This window comes from Natrinema longum (assembly GCF_017352095.1).
GTDB classification, from domain to species: Archaea; Halobacteriota; Halobacteria; order Halobacteriales; family Natrialbaceae; genus Natrinema; species Natrinema longum.
This window is the reverse complement of the sequence record NZ_CP071463.1, coordinates 243,996-261,851: the sequence shown is the minus strand read 5'-3', so window position 1 is coordinate 261,851 and position 17,856 is coordinate 243,996. Positions and strand designations below refer to the sequence as shown.

The 17,856-nt window shown below is 65.0% G+C and carries 15 protein-coding genes; 11 read left to right on the top strand and 4 right to left on the bottom strand.

Annotated elements, in window-relative coordinates:
* Nucleotides 1-157 precede the first annotated feature (157 nt).
* The 6 genes from J0X27_RS01245 (at nt 158) to J0X27_RS01220 (ending at nt 6,428) form a co-directional block, all read left to right on the top strand.
* Nucleotides 158-1,018 carry a hypothetical protein gene (locus tag J0X27_RS01245; protein ID WP_207270684.1) on the top strand — a complete coding sequence of 287 codons (861 nt, stop codon included), beginning with the start codon at nt 158-160 and terminating at the stop codon, nt 1,016-1,018.
* Nucleotides 1,019-1,106: 88 nt separating this feature from the next.
* On the top strand, nt 1,107-2,090 hold the full coding sequence (locus tag J0X27_RS01240) for a glycosyltransferase family 4 protein (RefSeq protein ID WP_207270683.1): 984 nt from the start codon (nt 1,107-1,109) through the stop codon (nt 2,088-2,090).
* Nucleotides 2,091-3,188 (top strand): glycosyltransferase, encoded by a 1,098-nt coding sequence (locus tag J0X27_RS01235; RefSeq protein WP_207270682.1) that lies wholly within the window; start codon nt 2,091-2,093, stop codon nt 3,186-3,188.
* Between the two features lie 167 nt (nt 3,189-3,355).
* On the top strand, nt 3,356-4,090 hold the full coding sequence (locus J0X27_RS01230) for a hypothetical protein (protein WP_207270681.1): 735 nt from the start codon (nt 3,356-3,358) through the stop codon (nt 4,088-4,090).
* 211 nt (nt 4,091-4,301) lie between these two features.
* On the top strand, nt 4,302-4,880 hold the full coding sequence (locus tag J0X27_RS01225) for a FixH family protein (RefSeq protein ID WP_207270680.1): 579 nt from the start codon (nt 4,302-4,304) through the stop codon (nt 4,878-4,880).
* 132 nt (nt 4,881-5,012) lie between these two features.
* Complete coding sequence (locus J0X27_RS01220; RefSeq protein WP_207270679.1) at nt 5,013-6,428, top strand: FAD-dependent oxidoreductase; 1,416 nt, start codon at nt 5,013-5,015, stop codon at nt 6,426-6,428.
* Nucleotides 6,429-6,454: 26 nt separating this feature from the next.
* On the opposite strand, the gene J0X27_RS01215 is transcribed toward J0X27_RS01220, so the two are convergent.
* The gene (locus J0X27_RS01215; protein WP_207270678.1) at nt 6,455-7,501 is read right to left on the bottom strand and encodes an NAD(P)/FAD-dependent oxidoreductase; all 1,047 of its coding nucleotides are present in this window, start codon (nt 7,499-7,501) and stop codon (nt 6,455-6,457) included.
* 263 nt (nt 7,502-7,764) lie between these two features.
* Between J0X27_RS01215 and J0X27_RS01210 the strand changes: the two genes are divergently transcribed.
* From J0X27_RS01210 to J0X27_RS01195, 4 genes are all read left to right on the top strand, one after another.
* On the top strand, nt 7,765-8,139 hold the full coding sequence (locus J0X27_RS01210; RefSeq protein WP_097379214.1) for a winged helix-turn-helix transcriptional regulator: 375 nt from the start codon (nt 7,765-7,767) through the stop codon (nt 8,137-8,139).
* A gap of 107 nt (nt 8,140-8,246) precedes the next feature.
* On the top strand, nt 8,247-9,677 hold the full coding sequence (locus tag J0X27_RS01205) for a DEAD/DEAH box helicase (protein ID WP_207270677.1): 1,431 nt from the start codon (nt 8,247-8,249) through the stop codon (nt 9,675-9,677).
* 97 nt (nt 9,678-9,774) lie between these two features.
* Nucleotides 9,775-11,301 carry a DUF790 family protein gene (locus J0X27_RS01200; RefSeq protein ID WP_207270676.1) on the top strand — a complete coding sequence of 509 codons (1,527 nt, stop codon included), beginning with the start codon at nt 9,775-9,777 and terminating at the stop codon, nt 11,299-11,301.
* Between the two features lie 256 nt (nt 11,302-11,557).
* Nucleotides 11,558-12,943 (top strand): FAD-binding oxidoreductase, encoded by a 1,386-nt coding sequence (locus J0X27_RS01195; protein WP_207270675.1) that lies wholly within the window; start codon nt 11,558-11,560, stop codon nt 12,941-12,943.
* Nucleotides 12,944-13,078: 135 nt separating this feature from the next.
* On the opposite strand, the gene J0X27_RS01190 is transcribed toward J0X27_RS01195, so the two are convergent.
* Nucleotides 13,079-14,200, bottom strand: a complete 1,122-nt coding sequence (locus J0X27_RS01190) for a pyridoxal phosphate-dependent aminotransferase (protein WP_207270674.1) — start codon at nt 14,198-14,200, stop codon at nt 13,079-13,081.
* Nucleotides 14,201-14,348: 148 nt separating this feature from the next.
* Between J0X27_RS01190 and J0X27_RS01185 the strand changes: the two genes are divergently transcribed.
* Nucleotides 14,349-15,014 carry a DUF6517 family protein gene (locus J0X27_RS01185; RefSeq protein WP_207270673.1) on the top strand — a complete coding sequence of 222 codons (666 nt, stop codon included), beginning with the start codon at nt 14,349-14,351 and terminating at the stop codon, nt 15,012-15,014.
* 153 nt (nt 15,015-15,167) lie between these two features.
* Here the strand turns inward: J0X27_RS01185 and J0X27_RS01180 are convergent, their stop codons facing one another.
* Both J0X27_RS01180 and J0X27_RS01175 read right to left on the bottom strand, forming a co-directional pair.
* The gene (locus J0X27_RS01180; RefSeq protein WP_207270672.1) at nt 15,168-16,031 is read right to left on the bottom strand and encodes a 2-oxoacid:ferredoxin oxidoreductase subunit beta; all 864 of its coding nucleotides are present in this window, start codon (nt 16,029-16,031) and stop codon (nt 15,168-15,170) included.
* The gene (locus tag J0X27_RS01175; protein WP_207270671.1) at nt 16,031-17,785 is read right to left on the bottom strand and encodes a 2-oxoacid:acceptor oxidoreductase subunit alpha; all 1,755 of its coding nucleotides are present in this window, start codon (nt 17,783-17,785) and stop codon (nt 16,031-16,033) included. Before J0X27_RS01175 ends, J0X27_RS01180 begins: the two co-directional genes overlap by 1 nt.
* Nucleotides 17,786-17,856: the final 71 nt, after the last annotated feature.

Below are 17,856 nucleotides of genomic sequence, written 5' to 3'. Positions count from 1 at the left end.
CCGGTACTGACGTACAGTAGACCGTATGAGTCACCGACCGAGCCGGACGCCGAAATCGACCGCGTAGTCGGTGAATGATCGGTGGTTTCGGCCAGTTCCGGTGACTTTCAAGAACCAATAAGAATACAGTGGTCGAATCGAAAGGTAGCGCCAACTAATGGACGACCAGCACTTCCTCGAATCGGAGTGGGACTACTGTCTCGTGCTGGATGCGTGTCGATACGACGTGTTCAGCGAGGTCTACGACGAGTATCTCGACGGCACGCTCGAAAAGCGCTGGAGCACGGGGTCGTCGACGCCGGAGTGGGCATACCGGACGTTCACCGACGAACACGACATCGCGTACTTTTCGGGGAACCCCTTCATCAACGACCTGGGCATTCCGCTCAACGAACTCAAGTGGGGCGCGAGTTGCGACTACGAGTGGTCGGCGTCCGATCACATCAGCAACGTCTTCGACGTCTGGAAGACCGGCTGGGACGACGACCTCGGAACGGTTCCGCCCGACAGCCTCGGTGACGCGTTCCGAAACAATCCCGAGGCCGTCGAGCGGGCCGAACGGACGGTGATTCACTACATGCAGCCCCACGCGCCCTATCTCTCCCGGGGGAAGGGACAGAAGCTCAAACAGATCCAGAAGGGGATCCGCAAACAGGAGGAAGCCGAACAGTCGGACGGCGAGGGCGGCGGCACCCTCTCGTCGCTCGGCGATACGATCCGGCCGAAAGTCGAGAACACGCTCGAGGGGAGCGAACTCGCACAAAAAGCAGGCCTCTGGCTCGAGCTCGACCCGGCGGACCTCGTCAAGAACGGGACCCGCGAGGCGGCACTGGCGCTGTACGAGGAGAACCTCCGGATCGCACTCGAGTCCGTCGCCGACCTGGTCGAGGAACTGGACGGACGGGTCGTCGTGACCGCCGACCACGGGGAGGCCTTCGGCGAGGAGGGCGTCTGGGAACACCACATCGAAACCCACATTCCGCCGCTGATGGAGGTCCCGTGGCTCGAAGTCGAGTAACGCCGAAAATTCGACCGAGACGGGCGAGCACCGGTTCGGGCCGGTGATCTCGAGTGATCGACCGTCTCGATCGGGATCGGAATTCGACATGAAGATCAGTCACTACTTCGAATTCGAGGACCGCGTCACCGGCGGCATTCACGAGTCTGTCGTCCACCAGCGGAAGATGCTGGATCGGCTGGACATCGAGTACACGACCGAGCCGACGCTCGAGGCCGACGTGTTCCACTGTAATCTCATGGGACCACGCTCGGTCTGGTACGCGAGGCGGGCGGGCGCTCGCGGGGTTCCCGTGGTCGCCAACACCCACGTCACCGCGGAGGACTTCGGGGACAGTTTTCGGTTCACGAACGCCCTCGCCAAACCGCTGAAACCCTACCTCGAACGGGCCTACGGGCTGGCCGACGCGCTGGTCTGTCCGTCGGCGTACAATCAGCGGCTGATCGAAACCTACACCGACGCGCCGACGACCGTCATTTCGAACGGCGTCGACCGCGAGAAACTCGAGGGGTTCGAGTCCCTGGAAGCCGAGTACCGCGAACGGTACGACCTCGATCCGCCGACCGTCTTCCTCGTCGGCCACGTCATCAAGCGCAAGGGGTTGGAGACGTTCGTCGAGTTGGCCCGCCGAATGCCCGAACTGGACTTCGCGTGGTTCGGCCCGCTGGACCTTTCATTGAAAGGGACGGAAACGACGAGGCTGATCGAAAACTCGCCGGACAACTGTACGTTCACCGGCTACGTAGACGACATTCGCGGGGCGTTCGCAGCGGGCGATGTCTTCTGTTTCCCCACCCACGAGGAAAACGAAGGGATCGCGCTGCTGGAGGCGATGACCGCCGGCAAACCGGTCCTCGTCCGGGACATCGAGACGTTCTCGTGGCTCGAGGACGGGGACGATAGCCTGAAGGTAGCCGATTCGGGGGTCGGTGGGTTCGAGGCGGCGCTGAACCGGCTCAAAGATCCGACGCTTCGGGATCGGCTCGGAACGAACGCGGCACGGCGAAGCGAGGAGTTCTCGCTCTCGACGGTTGCGAACCAGTATCAGTCGCTATACGAGGAGGTGGCCTGAATGAAGATCGGATTCTTTACGGACAGTTATTTCCCAGAGATCGACGGCGTAACGTATACGATCAAGCTCTGGCGTGAGGAGCTCGAACGCAAAGGACACGAGGTCTACGTCGTCTACCCCGACGGCGACTACGACCCCGACGAACGTGAGGTCCCGGTCAGATCGCTCCCGAATCCCTTCTATGCCGGCTACCGGATCCCGCTGACCCGCCGTGCCTCGACGCTTCCCGACCTCGATATCGTCCACTGTCACGGCCCCGCCCCGATCGGCGTTCTCGGCCGCTACTACGCCTGGAAACACGACCTACCGACGATCTACACCCATCACACGCCCCTCGAGGAGTACTTCCACCAGAGCATCAAACTCGAGTCGATCGCGGGGCTGCTCTCGAAGCTGTACGTCCCCGTCGAGAACGGCTTCCTCGGGAGTTTCGACGTCGTGACCGCGTCGACGGAGCGAATCGACCGCGACGTCGAACACGTCCAGCTACCGGTCGGGATCGACATGGACTTCTTTCAGCCGACCGCGGAAGACTGGTACCCCGATCGGCGGGTCATCGGCTACAGCGGTCGACTCAGCATGGAGAAGAACGTCAGCGAGATTCTGCGGGCCGCCGAGGCGTTGCCGGAGTACGATTTCGTCGTCGTCGGCGAGGGACCGTATCGCGACTGTCTCGAGCGCAACGCCCCCGAAAACGTCGAACTCCGGGAGTTCCTCCCCCGCGAGGAACTGCCGATCTTCTACTCCTCGATCGACACGTTCGTCACCGCCTCGACCGCGGACACCCTCGGGCTCTCGACGCTCGAGGCCAACGCCTGCGGGACGCCCGTCGCGGCCGCCGACGTCCCGCCGTTCGACCAAACGATCGGCTCCGAGAACGGCGAGCGGTTCGAATACGGCGATCTCGAGTCGATGGTCGACGCGATCGAGACCTGTCTGTCGACCGACCGCGAGACCAGAGGGGCCGTCGAACGCTACTCGGTCAGCTACACGATGGACCACCTCGAGCAACTGTATCACAACGTGCCGCTGGCGAAAGACGAGTCCCCGACCGAAGCCGAGAGCCCGTGGCGGTTCTCCGAGGAAGAACGGAGCTGAATCGCGTTCCTGACGAGACGCGCATCCGGCGTCACTCATCCTCGGACCGTCACTTTCGCTCGGCGGAACGGTCGAACGACCCGAGACGACAGCCACGCCACCCATCGCAGCCGTTAGGACGCTGGACGGCGAAGGGCAGGTACGTCGGTGGTGGAATCCAGTAACCGATGACTCGACAGAATTCCGGATTCGATCCGACGCACGTCCTGGTCGTGACGGGCGACCAGGCGGCCGAAATTCGCGCGACGAACGCCGCGATCGACGCGATACTCGACCACGCTGATACCGTCGACATCTGGATCGAGGAAGCGCAGTTGGGCGACGACCACCCTGCTCTCGTCGCGTCTCTCCGCGATGCGTTCGCTCGCGTGAGCGACGATCGCTTCAGGGGGACCGTCGACGACGTCAGGAGCAGTCTTTCGGCGTTACTGTCGGACCATTCGTTCCATCGGTTCGTCTCGCTACGGCGTCTGGACGCGTTTCGAGACGGGCAGCGACTGCTCACCTACGTCCCGGACCACCGAACGTTCGAGGTGAAGACGACCGTCAGTTCCGGTGTCGAGGCCGCGATCCGCGGCAGTGTCGAAACCGAAGCCGCAACACTCCTTCCGGCTGGCCCCCTCGTCGACTGGGACGCCGACGGCCACCACTACGAACTCTCACCGCCACATCTCTGTCTCGAGGAGGGTTGCCACGCGTTGACGAATATAGCCGGCGTCGCCCTCGACGACGACCGTCGCGAGATCCGCCTCGAATGGGAGACCGGCTCGGAGACAGTCCGCTCCAGACTCGTCGGCAAACTGAGTCCCGAGAAACCGACTCGGTTCCGGTTCGATTCGACCGACCGGTACGAGGACGTCGCCAGCGCGTTCGACGAACTCGCCGACGACCTCGAGTGGTAGCACTCGCGTTCGTCGGTCCGTCGGAGTCTGCTCACCAGCGATCGGTCGCATCCATCCCGTTACGAGGGCGATCGACGGTATCTCGGGCCGTTTGCTTCGCACCAGCCACGTGACTCCGTGCGTTGCGATGTCTCGATGTCCTCGCGGCGGGGCAGCGTTCGCGAATCGAACCAGAATCGTTTCCGTTCGATGCGTCCTCCGCTATCGTGTAATGATGTTTCCTAGACGACTGGTCGTCGTCGGAACGATCGCGGTACTGCTCGTTGGAGCCGTCGGCCCCGCCGTCGCCCACGAAACACGGGCTATCGACGGGAACGAGATAACGTTCGGCGGCGCGGACGAACCGCTGGTCACCGGCGACCGAATGTGGCTCGAGTTCTCGGTCGTCGACGCGGAATCGGGCGATCCGGTCGAAACCCACGCCGCGAACCTGACCGTCTCCGTCCAGACGGGCGACCACGAGAAGCGAGCCCTCGAGGTCAGCGAAAAGCACGGTGAACCGGGGGTCTACGAAGCGCCGGTCGTCTTCACGGATCCCGGCGACTACGTCGTCCACCTAGAGGGGAGCCTCGACGGAACCGACGTGCACACGCACTTCGAGACGACCGTCCACGACCACACCGACCTCGAGTACCCCGGTGACGCTACCGCCGACGAAGCGTCGGACGGGGACACGGACGAGAACCGGACGCAGGCGGCTGGCTTGGGATCCGATCTCACGGTCGCCGCCGTCGTCGGCGCGATCGGACTCCTCGCCACCGGTGTGGCGATCCTGCTCCGGCGACAGTAACGCCGAGTCGGATTTCCGACGGGATGCCACGGGCGCTTGCCGGTGGCGTTCGAATTACAGACGACGAGCGCTCCGGGGGCGTCCGTACACGCCCGGTTAGTTCTTATATAGCTCACTGTTCACAGTGGTGGTATGAGCGACCCATTCGTCGTCGTCGGCGGTGACGCAGCGGGGATGTCCGCAGCGAGCAAGGCGAAACGTGACGATCCCGACCGCGACATCGTCGTCTTCGAAAAGGGGGAGTGGGTTTCCTACGGCGCGTGCGGGTTGCCCTACTACGTCAAAGGCGAAATCCAGTCGCTCGAGGAACTCGTTTCGGTGACTCCCGAGGAGTTTCGCGAGGAACGCGACATCGATCTCCGAACGGGACACGAAGTCGTCGACATCGACACCGCGGATCGGACGGTCACCGCCGAGGGCGATGCCGGGACAGTCGTCCAGCCCTACGACCACCTGCTGATCGCGACGGGAGCGGAGTCGGTGGTGCCATCGATCGACGGCACGGACCGCGAGGGAGTGTACACGCTCGGTTCGATGAGCGACGGGAAGGAACTCCGCGAGTACGTCGCGCGCGCTCGCGACGGCGAATCGTTCCAGCAACCGGATCGAGGGCCGGCCTGTCGCTACCTCGAGGACTGTACCGGCCCCGTCGGTGTCGTCGGCGGCGGCTACATCGGCGTCGAGATGGCCGAGGCGCTGGCAGCGAACGGGTTCGAAGTAAATCTCTTTCAGCGCGGGGACCGCGTTCTGAAGGGGTTCAGCGACGAAACCAGCGAGTACGTCGCCGACCACCTTCGAGACGAGGACGTCGCACTCCACCTCGATGCCGACGTCCTGGAGCTGGCAGGGGGAGACCGCGTCGAAGCCGTCGTCACCGCGGACGACCGGATCGACGTCGAGATGGTGTTGCTCGGAACCGGCGTTCGTCCCCGAACGAAGCTCGCCGAGGACGCGGGTATCGAACTCGGTGACACCGGTGCGATCGCCACCGATTCCTACCGCGAGACGAGCGCGCCGGACGTCTACGCGGCGGGCGACTGTGCCGAGGCGACCCACGTCGTCACGGGCGAGCCGGCGTACGTGCCGCTCGCGCTGACCGCCAACCGACACGGACGTGCGATCGGCCAGACTGTTACCGGGACGCCGACCGAGGGTGGCGATATCGCCGGCACGGCCGCCGTCAAGGCCTTCGACGTCGAAGCGGCACGCACCGGGATCCTGGACCCCGAGAAAGCCCGCGAAGCCGGGTTCGATCCGGTGAGCGAGACCGTGACCGCGAAATCCCGCGCGGGCTACTACCCCGAGGGCGGGGACGTCACGATCACGCTGACCGCTGACCGCGACTCCGAACGGGTCCTCGGTGCGAGCCTCGTCAGCGAGTACGGCGAGGGTGCAGTCCACCGCAGTCACGCGGTCGTCGCGGCGCTCTCTGAGGGGGCCACCGTCGCCGACGTCGAAAACTACGACCTCGCGTACGCGCCGCCGTTCAACACCACGTGGGATCCGGTGCTGGTCGCCGCGAAGGTGCTATCCGGGAAAATGGGGTAGCTGCTACGACCCGCGATCCGTTTCGATCAGTCTCCGTCCGCCGTCGAGTGGTCGGCGGCCTGGCTCCGTAACCCGTCCGGTATCGCTGGAACGTCGCTCGCGGTGACGGCACCCTCGGCCTCGAGTTCGGCGAGCGATTTCGGGAACGTGCGGAGTTCCTTGTGGATCGCGATTCCCGCCTTCGCGCCCTGGCCCATCGCGACGGAGACCTGATTGTGTCCCGGCGTCAGATCGCCGACGGCGTACAGCCCGTCGACCGAGGTTCGGCCGTGATCGTCGACGGCGACCGTGCCGTCGTCCGTCAGTTCCGCGCCGAGGGAGACCGCGAGCCCGTTGTTGTACTCGCTTCCGTACATCGCGAAGCCGCCGGTGTACTCGCGGATCGTCCCATCGGCGAACTCCAGGGCCTCGAGCCAGCCGTCGTCGCCGTTTCGGACGCCGGTCACGTCCTCGTCGACGACGTCGACGGGGTGGCCCTCGAGCAGCCGTGCCGTCTCGTCGCTCCAGGTCGGTTCGTCGCCCCGGAGTAGCAGGTCGACCTCGTCGGTGAAGTTGAGCATGATCATCGCGACGTGGGCCGCGCTCTCGCCGTGGCCCATCACGTACACCGGCTCGTCGACGAACATGTACGCGTCACAGTGGAGACAGTAGTGGAGTCCGCGCCCGGTTCGGGGCAACGGTGGGTCGGGCCGCTCGTCGGAGAAACCGGTCGCGAGGACGACCCTGTCCGCGACGGCCGAGCCGTCGGTCGTCTCGAGTGTAAACGACTCCCCGGTCCGCTCGACGTTCGTGACGAACTCCCGTCGGTAGTCCGCACCGTAGGATTCGATCTGCTCGACGGCGGTCGAGAGGAACTCGTTGCCCGACACCGATTCGGGGGTGCCGATGACGTTGTGCGTGTCCTGCATCATCGCTGCCCGTCCACCGCCGCGGTCGAAGACCGCGGTTTCGTGGCCGAGTCGTGCCGCGTACAGCGCGGTCGTCAATCCCGCCGGGCCGCCGCCGACGACGACGACCTCGTAGCGGTGGTCGGTTCCGGTCGCATCGCGAGTCTTCCGTTCGGAGTCACTCATTGTAACCTGGTTACGACCCCACACGTATAACGTTCAGCTAACAGGACGGTGACCCGGTTACGGATCGGTAAGTCGTGGTCCGAAATCGCCGGACGGGATCGCCGAACGTTTTTGATTACTGAGGGTGAACGTCACGTCGAACGACGGTATCGTCGGCCGACCGAGGCGGCGGATCGCGCCGTCAGGGGACGGGAAACCCAACTACATAACGTAAGTGAGTTACAGTAGGTAACTATAAGGCCGTCCACCGCCAACGCCGCCATATGGGAGAGTCGACTCAACAGCTGGAAGTCTGGTGTGCGGGCGAGGACTGGTGTTCGATCACGTCGACCGCCACGCTAATCGGGAAGAAGTGGCACACCGTCGTCGTCCACCGGCTGCTCGACAACGGGCCGCTGGGATTCAACGCCCTCCAGGAGGAAATCGGCGGCATCTCGAGCAAGGTCCTCTCGGACGTCCTGGACGACCTCGAGGAGAAGCAGTTAGTCGATCGGGAGATCGTCAACGAAAAACCCGTTCGCGTCGAGTACTCGTTGACCGAACTCGGCGAATCGCTCGAACCGGTTATCGACGCGATGCAAACGTGGGGAAAACAGCATCTGGCAGCCGCATCGGACAAGGACAGCTCGATCGCCTGAGACGGCCCCTGTCCATCTGACGCCGTGCGTTCCACACCCCGGCGCGGCGAGTCGACCCACCGAACCGGAACCGACAGTATATGTGGCACCTGTCCCGACTGTGACCCGTGACGCGGACCAGTGACTCCGCGGCGATCGAACTCCGCTATACGGACGGTACGGTCCGGATCGACGGCCTCGAGGACTCGATCGTGTCTCCCTCGTCGCTCCGCGAGTCGGTATCCGACCTCGAGGCGGATCCACGGACCGGCGACTGGCGTGTCCCCGCCGCGAGCTACGCCGACCTGTGGGCTGCCCTGACGAAACGGGACGTCGCCGTCGACGATCGCGTCCTCGATCTGGCGACCGTCTCCGGCCTCCATTCGGCGTACGAACTCCGCGAGTACCAGACGACTGCGCTCGAGGCGTGGCTCGAAACCGACCGGTGGGCCGACCTCCCCGATCGCGAGCCGATCGCTCGCGCACCTGCCGGCGTCCTCGAACTCCCGACCGGCAGCGGCAAGACCGTCATCGCGCTGGAAGCGATCGACCGACTCTCGGTGCCGACGCTCGTCGTCGTCCCGACGATCGACCTGCTCGAGCAGTGGGAACGCGAACTCGAGCGGGAGTTCGGCCCGCCGATCGGCCGCTTTGGCGGCGGCGAACAGCGCCTCGAGCCGATCACCGTCTCGACGTACGATTCGGCGTATCTGAAGGCCGATTCGGTCGGCGATCGGTTCGGGTTCGTCGTCTTCGACGAGGTCCACCACCTCGGCGGCGAGGGGTACCGCGAGATCGCTCGACTGCTCGCCGCACCCGCCCGACTGGGGCTGACCGCCACATTCGAGCGTCCCGACGGCGCACACGAGGTGATCGAAGCCGTCGTCGGCCCACTCGTCCACCGCGTCGACGTGGACGAACTCGCGGGCGACCACCTCGCCAACTACGACCTCAAGCGACTCGAGGTCTCGCTCACCCCCGAGGAGCGCGAGGCATACGAGCGAAATCAGGGGCTCTTCACGGACTACCTGGCGACGTCGGGTATCGAGATGCGCAGTGGCTCGGATTACCAGGAACTCGTCAAGCGGTCCGGCAACGACCCCGAAGCGCGCGAGGCGTTGCTCGCACGCCAGCGCGCACGCGAGATCATGCTCGGCAGCGAGGCCAAGCTCGAGGCCCTCGCCGAAATCCTCGCCGATCACCGCGACGAGCGGACGATCGTTTTCACGGCCCACAACGACCTCGCCTACGAGGTCAGCGAGCGGTTCCTGATTCCGACGATCACACACCAGACCGGTACCACGGAGCGACGGGAGATCCTCGAGCGGTTCCGCGAGGGGACCTACACCCGAATCGCGACCTCGAACGTCCTCGACGAGGGCGTCGACGTGCCCGACGCCAACGTCGCGGTCGTGCTATCGGGAAGCGGGAGCGAACGCGAGTTCACCCAGCGACTCGGGCGGATCTTGCGGCCGACGGCCGACGGGGAGCGGGCGCTGCTCTACGAAGTCGTGAGCGAAGATACCGGTGAGGAGCGCGTCGCCAGCCGGAGACGATAGTGCGGGCTCGGTCCGGGGCGCTCCGACGGCGAGCCGACGGGCGTGAGGGGCCGGTCGTCCGGACGACTTTTGCCGACGCCACACCGAGTCGAACGCGATGCTGACGAAGGACCTGCTTCGCGTCTCGCGGGCCGGCGGCGGCTACCACCCGCAGTTCGCGGTCCGGAGCCACCGGCCACTCGCCGCCCGGGTCATCGGCACCTATCAGGGTCACGTCGGCGAATCGCGCGGGGCTCTCGAGGACGCACTGACCGCACTCGAGCGCGACGCCGACGATTTCAAACTCGTGCGCGGGCTGGCGGCGCTGCTCGAGCGCGAGGCGGTCTTCGAGACGAACGCGGCCGTCGACCCCGAACGGGCCCGCAGGGCCGCCTTCGAAGCCGCCGAAGCCGTCGGCGTCGTCACCGAGGACGAGCGCGCGATGGCGCTCATCCGGGCGGGCGAATCGCTCGACGTCTCGGCCGACGACCTCGAGGCGGCACTCTATGCGGATCTCGAGGATCGACAGGTCCTGTCCGCGGTCGAGCCTCGGTGGGATCCCGACGGGCTGATCGCCCAGTACAACCTCTCGCTCGCACAGACGGCGCTGTTCGATGCGACCGAGGTTCGCGTCCGCTCGAGCGACCCGAAGGCGCTGATTTCGGCGATCAAGCGCCTGCGATTGATGTACGAGATCCGCCGAGACGAGGGGGCCGCGGGTGACGGCGACCTGTCGGAACGGGAAGTCGTCGTCACGGGACCGACACACCTCTTTCGTGCCACTCGGCGGTACGGCACCCGATTCGCCCGCCTCCTGCGGACGGTCGCGAACGCCGACCGGTGGCAACTCGGGGCGACGATCGACGACCGCGGGACGGAACGGACGCTCGAACTCTCCGACGAGGACCCCGTTCGCGTCCCCGACGCGGAGCCGGTCGCGGAGGTGTCGTTCGACAGCGGCGTCGAGGCGGCGTTCGCCGCCCGGTTTTCGAACCTCGATCTCGACTGGACGCTCGTCCGCGAACCGGAACCGCTCGCGACGGGAACGCGGGTGATGATCCCTGACTTCGCCTTCGAATACGAGTACGGTGACTTCCGCCTCTACTTCGAGATCATGGGCTTTTGGACGCCCGAGTACGTCGCGAAGAAGCTCTCACAGCTCGCGAGCCTCGAGGACGTGGACATGCTGGTCGCCGTCGACGAGTCGCTGGGCGTCGGCGAGGAGATCGCCGCCCGCGACCACCGCGCGATCCCCTACTCGGGAACGGTGCGAGTCAAAGACGTTGCCGACGTCCTCCGGGAGTACGAGCGCCAACTCGTGGCCGAGAGCGCCGCCGCACTCCCCGCCGAGCTCCGCCCCGACGCGGACGTGGTCGGCCTTGAGACGTTGGCTGCCCGCCACGACGTGAGTACGGACGCGCTTGCGGACGTCTCGTTTCCCGAGCACGACCGAGTCGGTCGGACCCTGATTCGACCCGCCGTCCTCGAGACGCTCGCCGACGAGATCGATCCCGGAACCGATCTCGCGGCGGCCAACGCGATCCTCGAGGAGTACGGGATAACCGACTCGAGTGCGATCCTCTCGCGGCTGGGCTATCGCGTGGAATGGGAGGGACTGGCCGGCGGGACGATCGTGGAGCGGTAGCGAGGGCGGCGTGTCGGCGGAGGGAAGCGGCGGTGTGATACTCACCCAGTTACTCCGGGACGACGGAGACCCGCTCTCGGTTCTCGGTTGCAGGAGCTGACCAGGTTGCAGCGTGTTCACACGAGCTACTAGCTGCGGGAATGTCATCCGATAGCTATCTTAGTCACCGGGCGGTAGCTACCCCGACCCTTGGTAACGCCACACACGCATCTGGGGGCACGAACCGCTCTCCACCTGGAGGACGGGAGGAAAAACCATGGCAACGACACCAACGGACGAGACGGAGATCGAACAGTTAGCGGGAACGCTCCGAGGGGAGTTGGTCCAGCCCGATGACCCGGCGTTCGACGACGCGCGTGCGATCTACAACGCGATGATCGACACGCACCCGCGGCTGATCGCCCGGTGTGCCAACGTCGCGGACGTTCTGTCGGCCGTCCAGTTCGGCCGCGAACACGACCTCGAAACGGCGATCCGCGGCGGTGGTCACAGTACCCCTGGATTGGGAACCGTCGACGATGGACTGGTCATCGACCTGTCGGAGATGACCGGCATCCGCGTTGATCCGGCGGCGAAGACTGTCCACGTCGAACCCGGCTGTACCTGGGGGGACGTGGATCATGCGACCCACGCGTTTGGACTGGCAACGGTCAGTGGAGTCATCTCTACGACCGGCGTCGGCGGCCTGACCCTCGGCGGTGGGCACGGCTATTTGAGCCGCACGTACGGCCTGACGATCGACAATCTGGTGAGTGCGGACGTCGTGCTGGCAGACGGCCGACTGGTCCATGCGAGCGCGGACGAAAACGAGGACCTCTTCTGGGCGCTGCGCGGCGGGGGCGGCAACTTCGGCGTGGTCACTTCCTTCGAGTTCCAGTTGCATCCAGTCGAGACGGTTATCGCCGGACCGCTATTCTGGCCGATCGAGGAACTCGAGTCCACGATGCGCTGGTATCGGGAGTGGCTGCCGGAGGCACCGGAAGACGTCTACGCTTTCTATATGACTGCCGAGGTACCGGGTGATCCCTTCCCGTCGGAACTCCACGGCGAGAGCGTCTGTGGAGTCATGTGGTGTTATCTCGGGCCAGCGGATGCGGTGGAAGACGTGATCCAACCGGCCCGTGAGGTCGCCGAACCGCTCTTCGAGCACATCGGGCCGATGCCCTATCCGGCGCTCCAGACCATGTTCGACGATCTGTACCCGCCGGGTGACCACCACTACTGGAAGGGGGACTTCGTGCACGAACTGACCGACGACGCCATCGCCGAACACCGGCGGTTTAGCGAGGTACCGACCACGAAGTCGTCGATGCACCTCTATCCCATCGACGGGGCCGTTCACAACGTCGCCGAAGACGAGACGGCCTGGAGTATGCGCGACGCCACCTGGTCGATGGTCATCGTGGGTGTCGACCCGGACCCGACAGCCACTGAATCGATCACGGAGTGGGTCCGCGACTACTGGGAGGCAGTTCACCCGCACACGGCCGGTGGCTCGTACGTCAACTTCATGATGGAGGAGGGAGACGATCGAATCCGGGCCACCTACGGCGACAACTACGAGCGGTTGCAGGAAGTGAAAGCGAAATACGATCCGGACAACTTCTTCGCCGTGAACCAGAACATCGAACCGGCGGGCTGAGAACGTCCCGTCCACCACGGTTCGGATGACAGGAACACTCGAGAAAAGGGGCTTCTGCTCGTCGAGGGCACTCCCGGCGACGCTGCCGCCCGCTCCCGATTGGACAGGCGTCGGAAGCGATCCGCCGTCCAGCCGCTATCGAACGGCTCGAGTCGCGTCGTCGATGATCTCGAGCGCTTCTTTCAGTTCCTCGGTTCCCGTCGCGTAGGACAGTCGCGCGTATCCCTCGCCGTTCGCCCCGAAGGCGTCGCCGGGGACGACGACGACGCCGCGCTCGAGTACTTCCTCACACCAGCCCTCGGGCACCTTCGGCATCGCGTAGAAGGCTCCTTCGGGGGTGGGTACCTCGAGGCCGGCGTCGGTGAGGCCGTCGAGGACGAGGTCGCGCCGTTCCTCGAACGTTTCGACCATCTCTTGGACCGGTTCCTGTGGACCGGTCAGGGCGGCCTCGGCGGCGAACTGTGCGGGCGCGGAGGCACAGGCCTGGCTGTACTGGTGGACCCGCAGCATGCGCTCGATGCGGCGGTTCGAGGCGACGACCCAGCCGAGACGCCAGCCAGTCATCGAGTAGGTCTTCGAGCAGGCGCTGACGACGACGACGTTGTCGGTCTCCGCGAATTTCAGCGGCGAGTGGTGCTCGCCCTCGAAGACGATGTGCTCGTAGACTTCGTCGGAGATGCAGAGCACGTCGTGTTCGTCGGCGATGCGGGCGAACTCGCGCATGTCGGCCTCGCTCTGGACGGCCCCCGTCGGGTTCGCCGGGCTGTTGACGACGAACGCCGCCGTCTCGTCGGTGATCGCGTCCTCGACCGTCGCGGGGTCGAGCGTCAGATCGTCGCGCAGGCCGACCGGCTTCGGCGTGCCGTCCGCGATGTGGGTCAAGGCGTCGTAGGAGACGAAGCCGGGGTCGGGGAAGATCACTTCGTCGCCCGGATCGACGTGGGCCTCGAGCACGAGATGCAGCGCCTCGCTCCCGCCCGACGTCGCGATGACGTCCCCCGGATCGATCTCGAGGCCGTAGTCCCGATCGTACTTCGCCGAAATCGCCTCTCGGAGCTGGCGGATCCCCTTGTTGGAGGTGTAGGCGTCGGCCCGCCCGGCCTCGATCGCCTCGATCGCCCCGCGACGTGCGTGGGCGGGGGTCGGGAAGTCCGGCTGCCCGAGTCCGAGGTTGATCGCGTCCTCGCCCGCGGCCTCGAACACTTCACGAATACCGCTGATCGACACGTTCTCGACTCGAGTTGCGAAGTCAGTCATGGCTAAACGGGGGCGGTCGACCCCGATAACTCTTGATGTGTTCGGCAGACTCGTTTCGGTGACTGACCGATCAGGACCGCCGATGGATTCGGGCCGTGAGACTGCCCGAGTCACAACAAATATGGCGCTCGTCTCGAATCCCTGGGTAATGACTCTCTCGCGACGATCGGTGCTCGCCACGGGCGCAGCCGGGACGCTCACACTGACCGCCGGCTGTCTCGGGTTCGTCCTCGGGAACGAGCCCCTCGAGTTCGATGCCGACCAGGCCGCGCCGGCCGACGGAGCCCTCGAGAACACCGGCTACAGCGAAGAGACGGCCACCCAGGAAACGCTCGAGCGAACGGAGGAAATCGGCGGCGTCGAACGCGACTTCGAGGCGTCGATCTGGACGTCGACCTACCTGAAGACGGTCGACTACGGGGGCCAAACGCGCGATGGAAGTGCCTTCGCGGCCGTCTCGGTTCCGGGGATGGAGGTCGTCGGCCAATCGGTCAACCCGCTCGACGAGATGTCGAACAAAGAGCTGCTCGAGCAGTTTCTGAGTGAGGTCGACGGCGAGCACGGCGACGTCAGGGACATCCAACACGAGAACTCGTTTTCCCTCGAAATCCTCGACGACAGCCGGGACGTCGATACGTTCGTCGGCACAACGGACCTCGAGGGGGAATCGATCGACGTCGAAATCAAAATTACGTCGTTCGATCACGAGAGCGATCTGCTCGTCCTGCTCGGAGTCTTCCCGGAGACGCTCACCGAAGAGTCGGCGAACGTCGAGTTGCTGATGGAATCCGCCGAGCATCCGGTCGAAAACTGACTGCCACTCCGTTCGTCGACGGTCGGCTCCCCGCTCTGCTCGACCGTTTCGATACTCGCTTCCACGCGACGATCCTGATCTGAGCCGTCCTCGCCGCTCCTCGAGCGTGTCGTCGAGCCCACGAAAAGACTTGCCGGAGCGCGGCGGCGGCCGTTAGTAGAACTCGCGGACGAGGTCCATCGCGTCCTCGGGTGCGCCGTCGGGAATCTCGGACATGTCCTCGGTGACGCCGTGTTGCTCGTGGTACGGCACGGAGTTTTCGTCCTGATACAGGACGCCCTGATACTCCTTGTCGCTGTCGAGGATGACCTCCTTGGCGGCCTCGTAGTCGGTCGGGTCGTGGCCCTCCTCCTCGAGGTCGACGAGACTGTCGCGGAAGTAGTCGTAGGTGTCGACGTCGTTGAACGTGACACACGGGCTGAAGACGTTGACGAAGCCGAAGCCGTCGTGTTCGATGGCCTTCTCGACGATCTCGGCGTGGCGCATCGCGTCCGAACTAAAGGACTGGGCGATGAAGCTCGCGCCGGAGGCCAGCGCGAGGGCAAGCGGGTTGACCGGCGGCTGCTTTGGCCCCTCGGGCGTCGTGCTGGTCTCGAAGTCCGACCGCGAGGTCGGCGAGGCCTGCCCCTTGGTCAGTCCGTAGATGCGGTTGTCCATGACGACGTAGGTCATGTCGACGTTCCGGCGGACGGCGTGGACGAAGTGACCGGCACCGATCGAGTAGCCGTCACCGTCCCCGCCGGCGACCATGACCTCGATGTCGGGGCGGGCCATCTTGACGCCGGTCCCGACCGGTAGCGCGCGACCGTGAACCCCGTGCAGGGCGTAGCTGTGCATGTAGGTCCCGATCTTGCCGGAACAGCCGATGCCCGCCACCACGAAGGTGTTGTCGGGATCGTTGCCGGTGTTCGCGAGGGCTTTCATCATGCCGTTCATCGTCCCGAAGTCGCCGCATCCGGGACACCACGTCGGCTGCTTGTCGGATTTGAAGTCGGTGAATCGTACGTCGGAGCTCATTATGCTGGTACCTCCTCGGAGAGTTTCTCGGTAATGTCGTCCGCGAGTTCGTCCGCCTTGAAGCGGACGCCTGTGTACTTGTTGATGCGCTTCACGCGGGTAAGTACGTCGTGTTCGATCACGTCGGCGAACTGCCCGTTCGCGTTACACTCCACGACGATCGTCTCGTCGGCGGCCTCGATCTCCTCGGTCAGGTCCGGCCGCGGGTGGATGTAGGGCACCGAGATGACGTGGACGTCGATGCCGTCCTCTCTGAGGTAGTCGAGCGCTTCGACGAGCGCGCCCTCGTTGGATCCCCACGAGATGATGAGGTTGTCCGCGTCGGGGTCGCCGAACTCGCGGTAGTCCCAATCCTCGTCGTCCCTGGCAGTCTCGACCTTGCGATTGCGCTTGTCGACCTGGTGGACGCGTTCGTCTTCCGCTTCCGTCCGGCGGCCGAGCTCGTCGTGCTCGAGGCCGGTAGACATGTGTGCGGCGTCGGTCGTGCCGGGGATGGCACGCGGGCTGACACCGTCGTCGGTGACGGCGTGGGCGCGGAAGTGGCCCTGTGCGTCGAGCCACTCGTCGACCTCGTCCTCGTCGACGAGTTTGCCACGGTCGATCTCGACCTCGTCCATGTCGAAGGCCTCGGGCGGGAACGTCTGTTCGGTGACCGACATCGCCAGGTCCGAGACCAGGAAGACCGGCGTCTGGTACTTCTCGGCGAGGTTGAACGCTTCGACGGTCTTCCAGAAACACTCGGTGATCGACGTCGGGGCGACGACGAACCGCGGGACTTCGCCGTGGCCGCCGTACAGTGCCATATTCAGGTCGCCCTGTTCCTGTTTCGTCGGCATCCCCGTCGAGGGACCCGAGCGCTGAACGTCGGCGATGACCAGTGGCGTCTCGCTGGTCGCGACCAGACCGAAGGTTTCGGTCATGAGGTCGATCCCGGCTCCCGACGTCGCGGTCATCGATCGAGCACCGGCCCGTGCGGCACCGAGGGACATGTTGATCGCCGATAACTCGTCTTCGGCCTGCACGACGTGGCCGCCGTACTCCTCGATGCGACCGGTCAGGTACTCCATGATCGAGGTCGCGGGCGTGATCGGATACCCGGCGTAGAACCGGCAGCCGGCGGCGATCGCACCCATGCCGATCGCCTCGTTGCCGTTCAAGAGGACGTAGTCGCTGTCGGTCGTCTCGATGTTGTACCCGAGGTGATCCAGATCGTAGTTCTCCTGAACGTACTCCTGGCCGGCTCGAGCGGCTGCCTTGTTGTTCTCGACGATCTTCGAGCCCTTGCCGCCGAAGCGCTTCTCGAGGGCTTCGTCGAGGTATTCGACGTCGAAGCCGGTGATCTCGCACGCGGCACCGAGCGCGACGATGTTGCGCATGATCGCGCCGCCGGCCTCCTCGGCCAGCGATTTCAGCGGCACGTCGACTGCGGTCATCTCGTCGGGGATTTCGGCCTCCCAGGATCGCTCACCGTCGTAGATGATGGCGCTTCCCTCGTGGAGTTCGTCGAGGTTCTCGTCGATCGTCCGCTGAGTGAGCGCGACCAGAATATCCAGTCGGTCGACGACGCTCTGGACCTGCTCGACGGAGGTGCGGATCTTGTACGCCGTGTACCCCCCGCGGATCCGTGACGCGAAGTCTTTCGAGGTGAATACGTGCCGTCCGGCTCGGGCGAGTGCCTGAGCGAAGATCTTGCCCGTGGAGTCGATGCCGTCCCCGGCTTCGCCTCCAACCGCCCAGTTGAGGTCCTCAGCCATGTTATGCTGGGCCTTGCCTCCCATAAATGAAAAGGCTTCTGAAACCCTAGCCGGACAACCGCAACAGCGGG

What these genes read in the sequence shown, in the direction of transcription:
- J0X27_RS01245 (WP_207270684.1), top strand. Translation starts at nt 158, where the DNA reads ATGGACGACCAGCACTTCCTCGAATCGGAGTGGGACTACTGTCTCGTG.
- J0X27_RS01240 (WP_207270683.1), top strand. Translation starts at nt 1,107, where the DNA reads ATGAAGATCAGTCACTACTTCGAATTCGAGGACCGCGTCACCGGCGGC.
- J0X27_RS01235 (WP_207270682.1), top strand. Translation starts at nt 2,091, where the DNA reads ATGAAGATCGGATTCTTTACGGACAGTTATTTCCCAGAGATCGACGGC.
- J0X27_RS01230 (WP_207270681.1), top strand. Translation starts at nt 3,356, where the DNA reads ATGACTCGACAGAATTCCGGATTCGATCCGACGCACGTCCTGGTCGTG.
- J0X27_RS01225 (WP_207270680.1), top strand. Translation starts at nt 4,302, where the DNA reads ATGATGTTTCCTAGACGACTGGTCGTCGTCGGAACGATCGCGGTACTG.
- J0X27_RS01220 (WP_207270679.1), top strand. Translation starts at nt 5,013, where the DNA reads ATGAGCGACCCATTCGTCGTCGTCGGCGGTGACGCAGCGGGGATGTCC.
- J0X27_RS01215 (WP_207270678.1), bottom strand. Translation starts at nt 7,501, where the DNA reads ATGAGTGACTCCGAACGGAAGACTCGCGATGCGACCGGAACCGACCAC.
- J0X27_RS01210 (WP_097379214.1), top strand. Translation starts at nt 7,765, where the DNA reads ATGGGAGAGTCGACTCAACAGCTGGAAGTCTGGTGTGCGGGCGAGGAC.
- J0X27_RS01200 (WP_207270676.1), top strand. Translation starts at nt 9,775, where the DNA reads ATGCTGACGAAGGACCTGCTTCGCGTCTCGCGGGCCGGCGGCGGCTAC.
- J0X27_RS01195 (WP_207270675.1), top strand. Translation starts at nt 11,558, where the DNA reads ATGGCAACGACACCAACGGACGAGACGGAGATCGAACAGTTAGCGGGA.
- J0X27_RS01190 (WP_207270674.1), bottom strand. Translation starts at nt 14,200, where the DNA reads ATGACTGACTTCGCAACTCGAGTCGAGAACGTGTCGATCAGCGGTATT.
- J0X27_RS01185 (WP_207270673.1), top strand. Translation starts at nt 14,349, where the DNA reads ATGACTCTCTCGCGACGATCGGTGCTCGCCACGGGCGCAGCCGGGACG.
- J0X27_RS01180 (WP_207270672.1), bottom strand. Translation starts at nt 16,031, where the DNA reads ATGAGCTCCGACGTACGATTCACCGACTTCAAATCCGACAAGCAGCCG.
- J0X27_RS01175 (WP_207270671.1), bottom strand. Translation starts at nt 17,785, where the DNA reads ATGGCTGAGGACCTCAACTGGGCGGTTGGAGGCGAAGCCGGGGACGGC.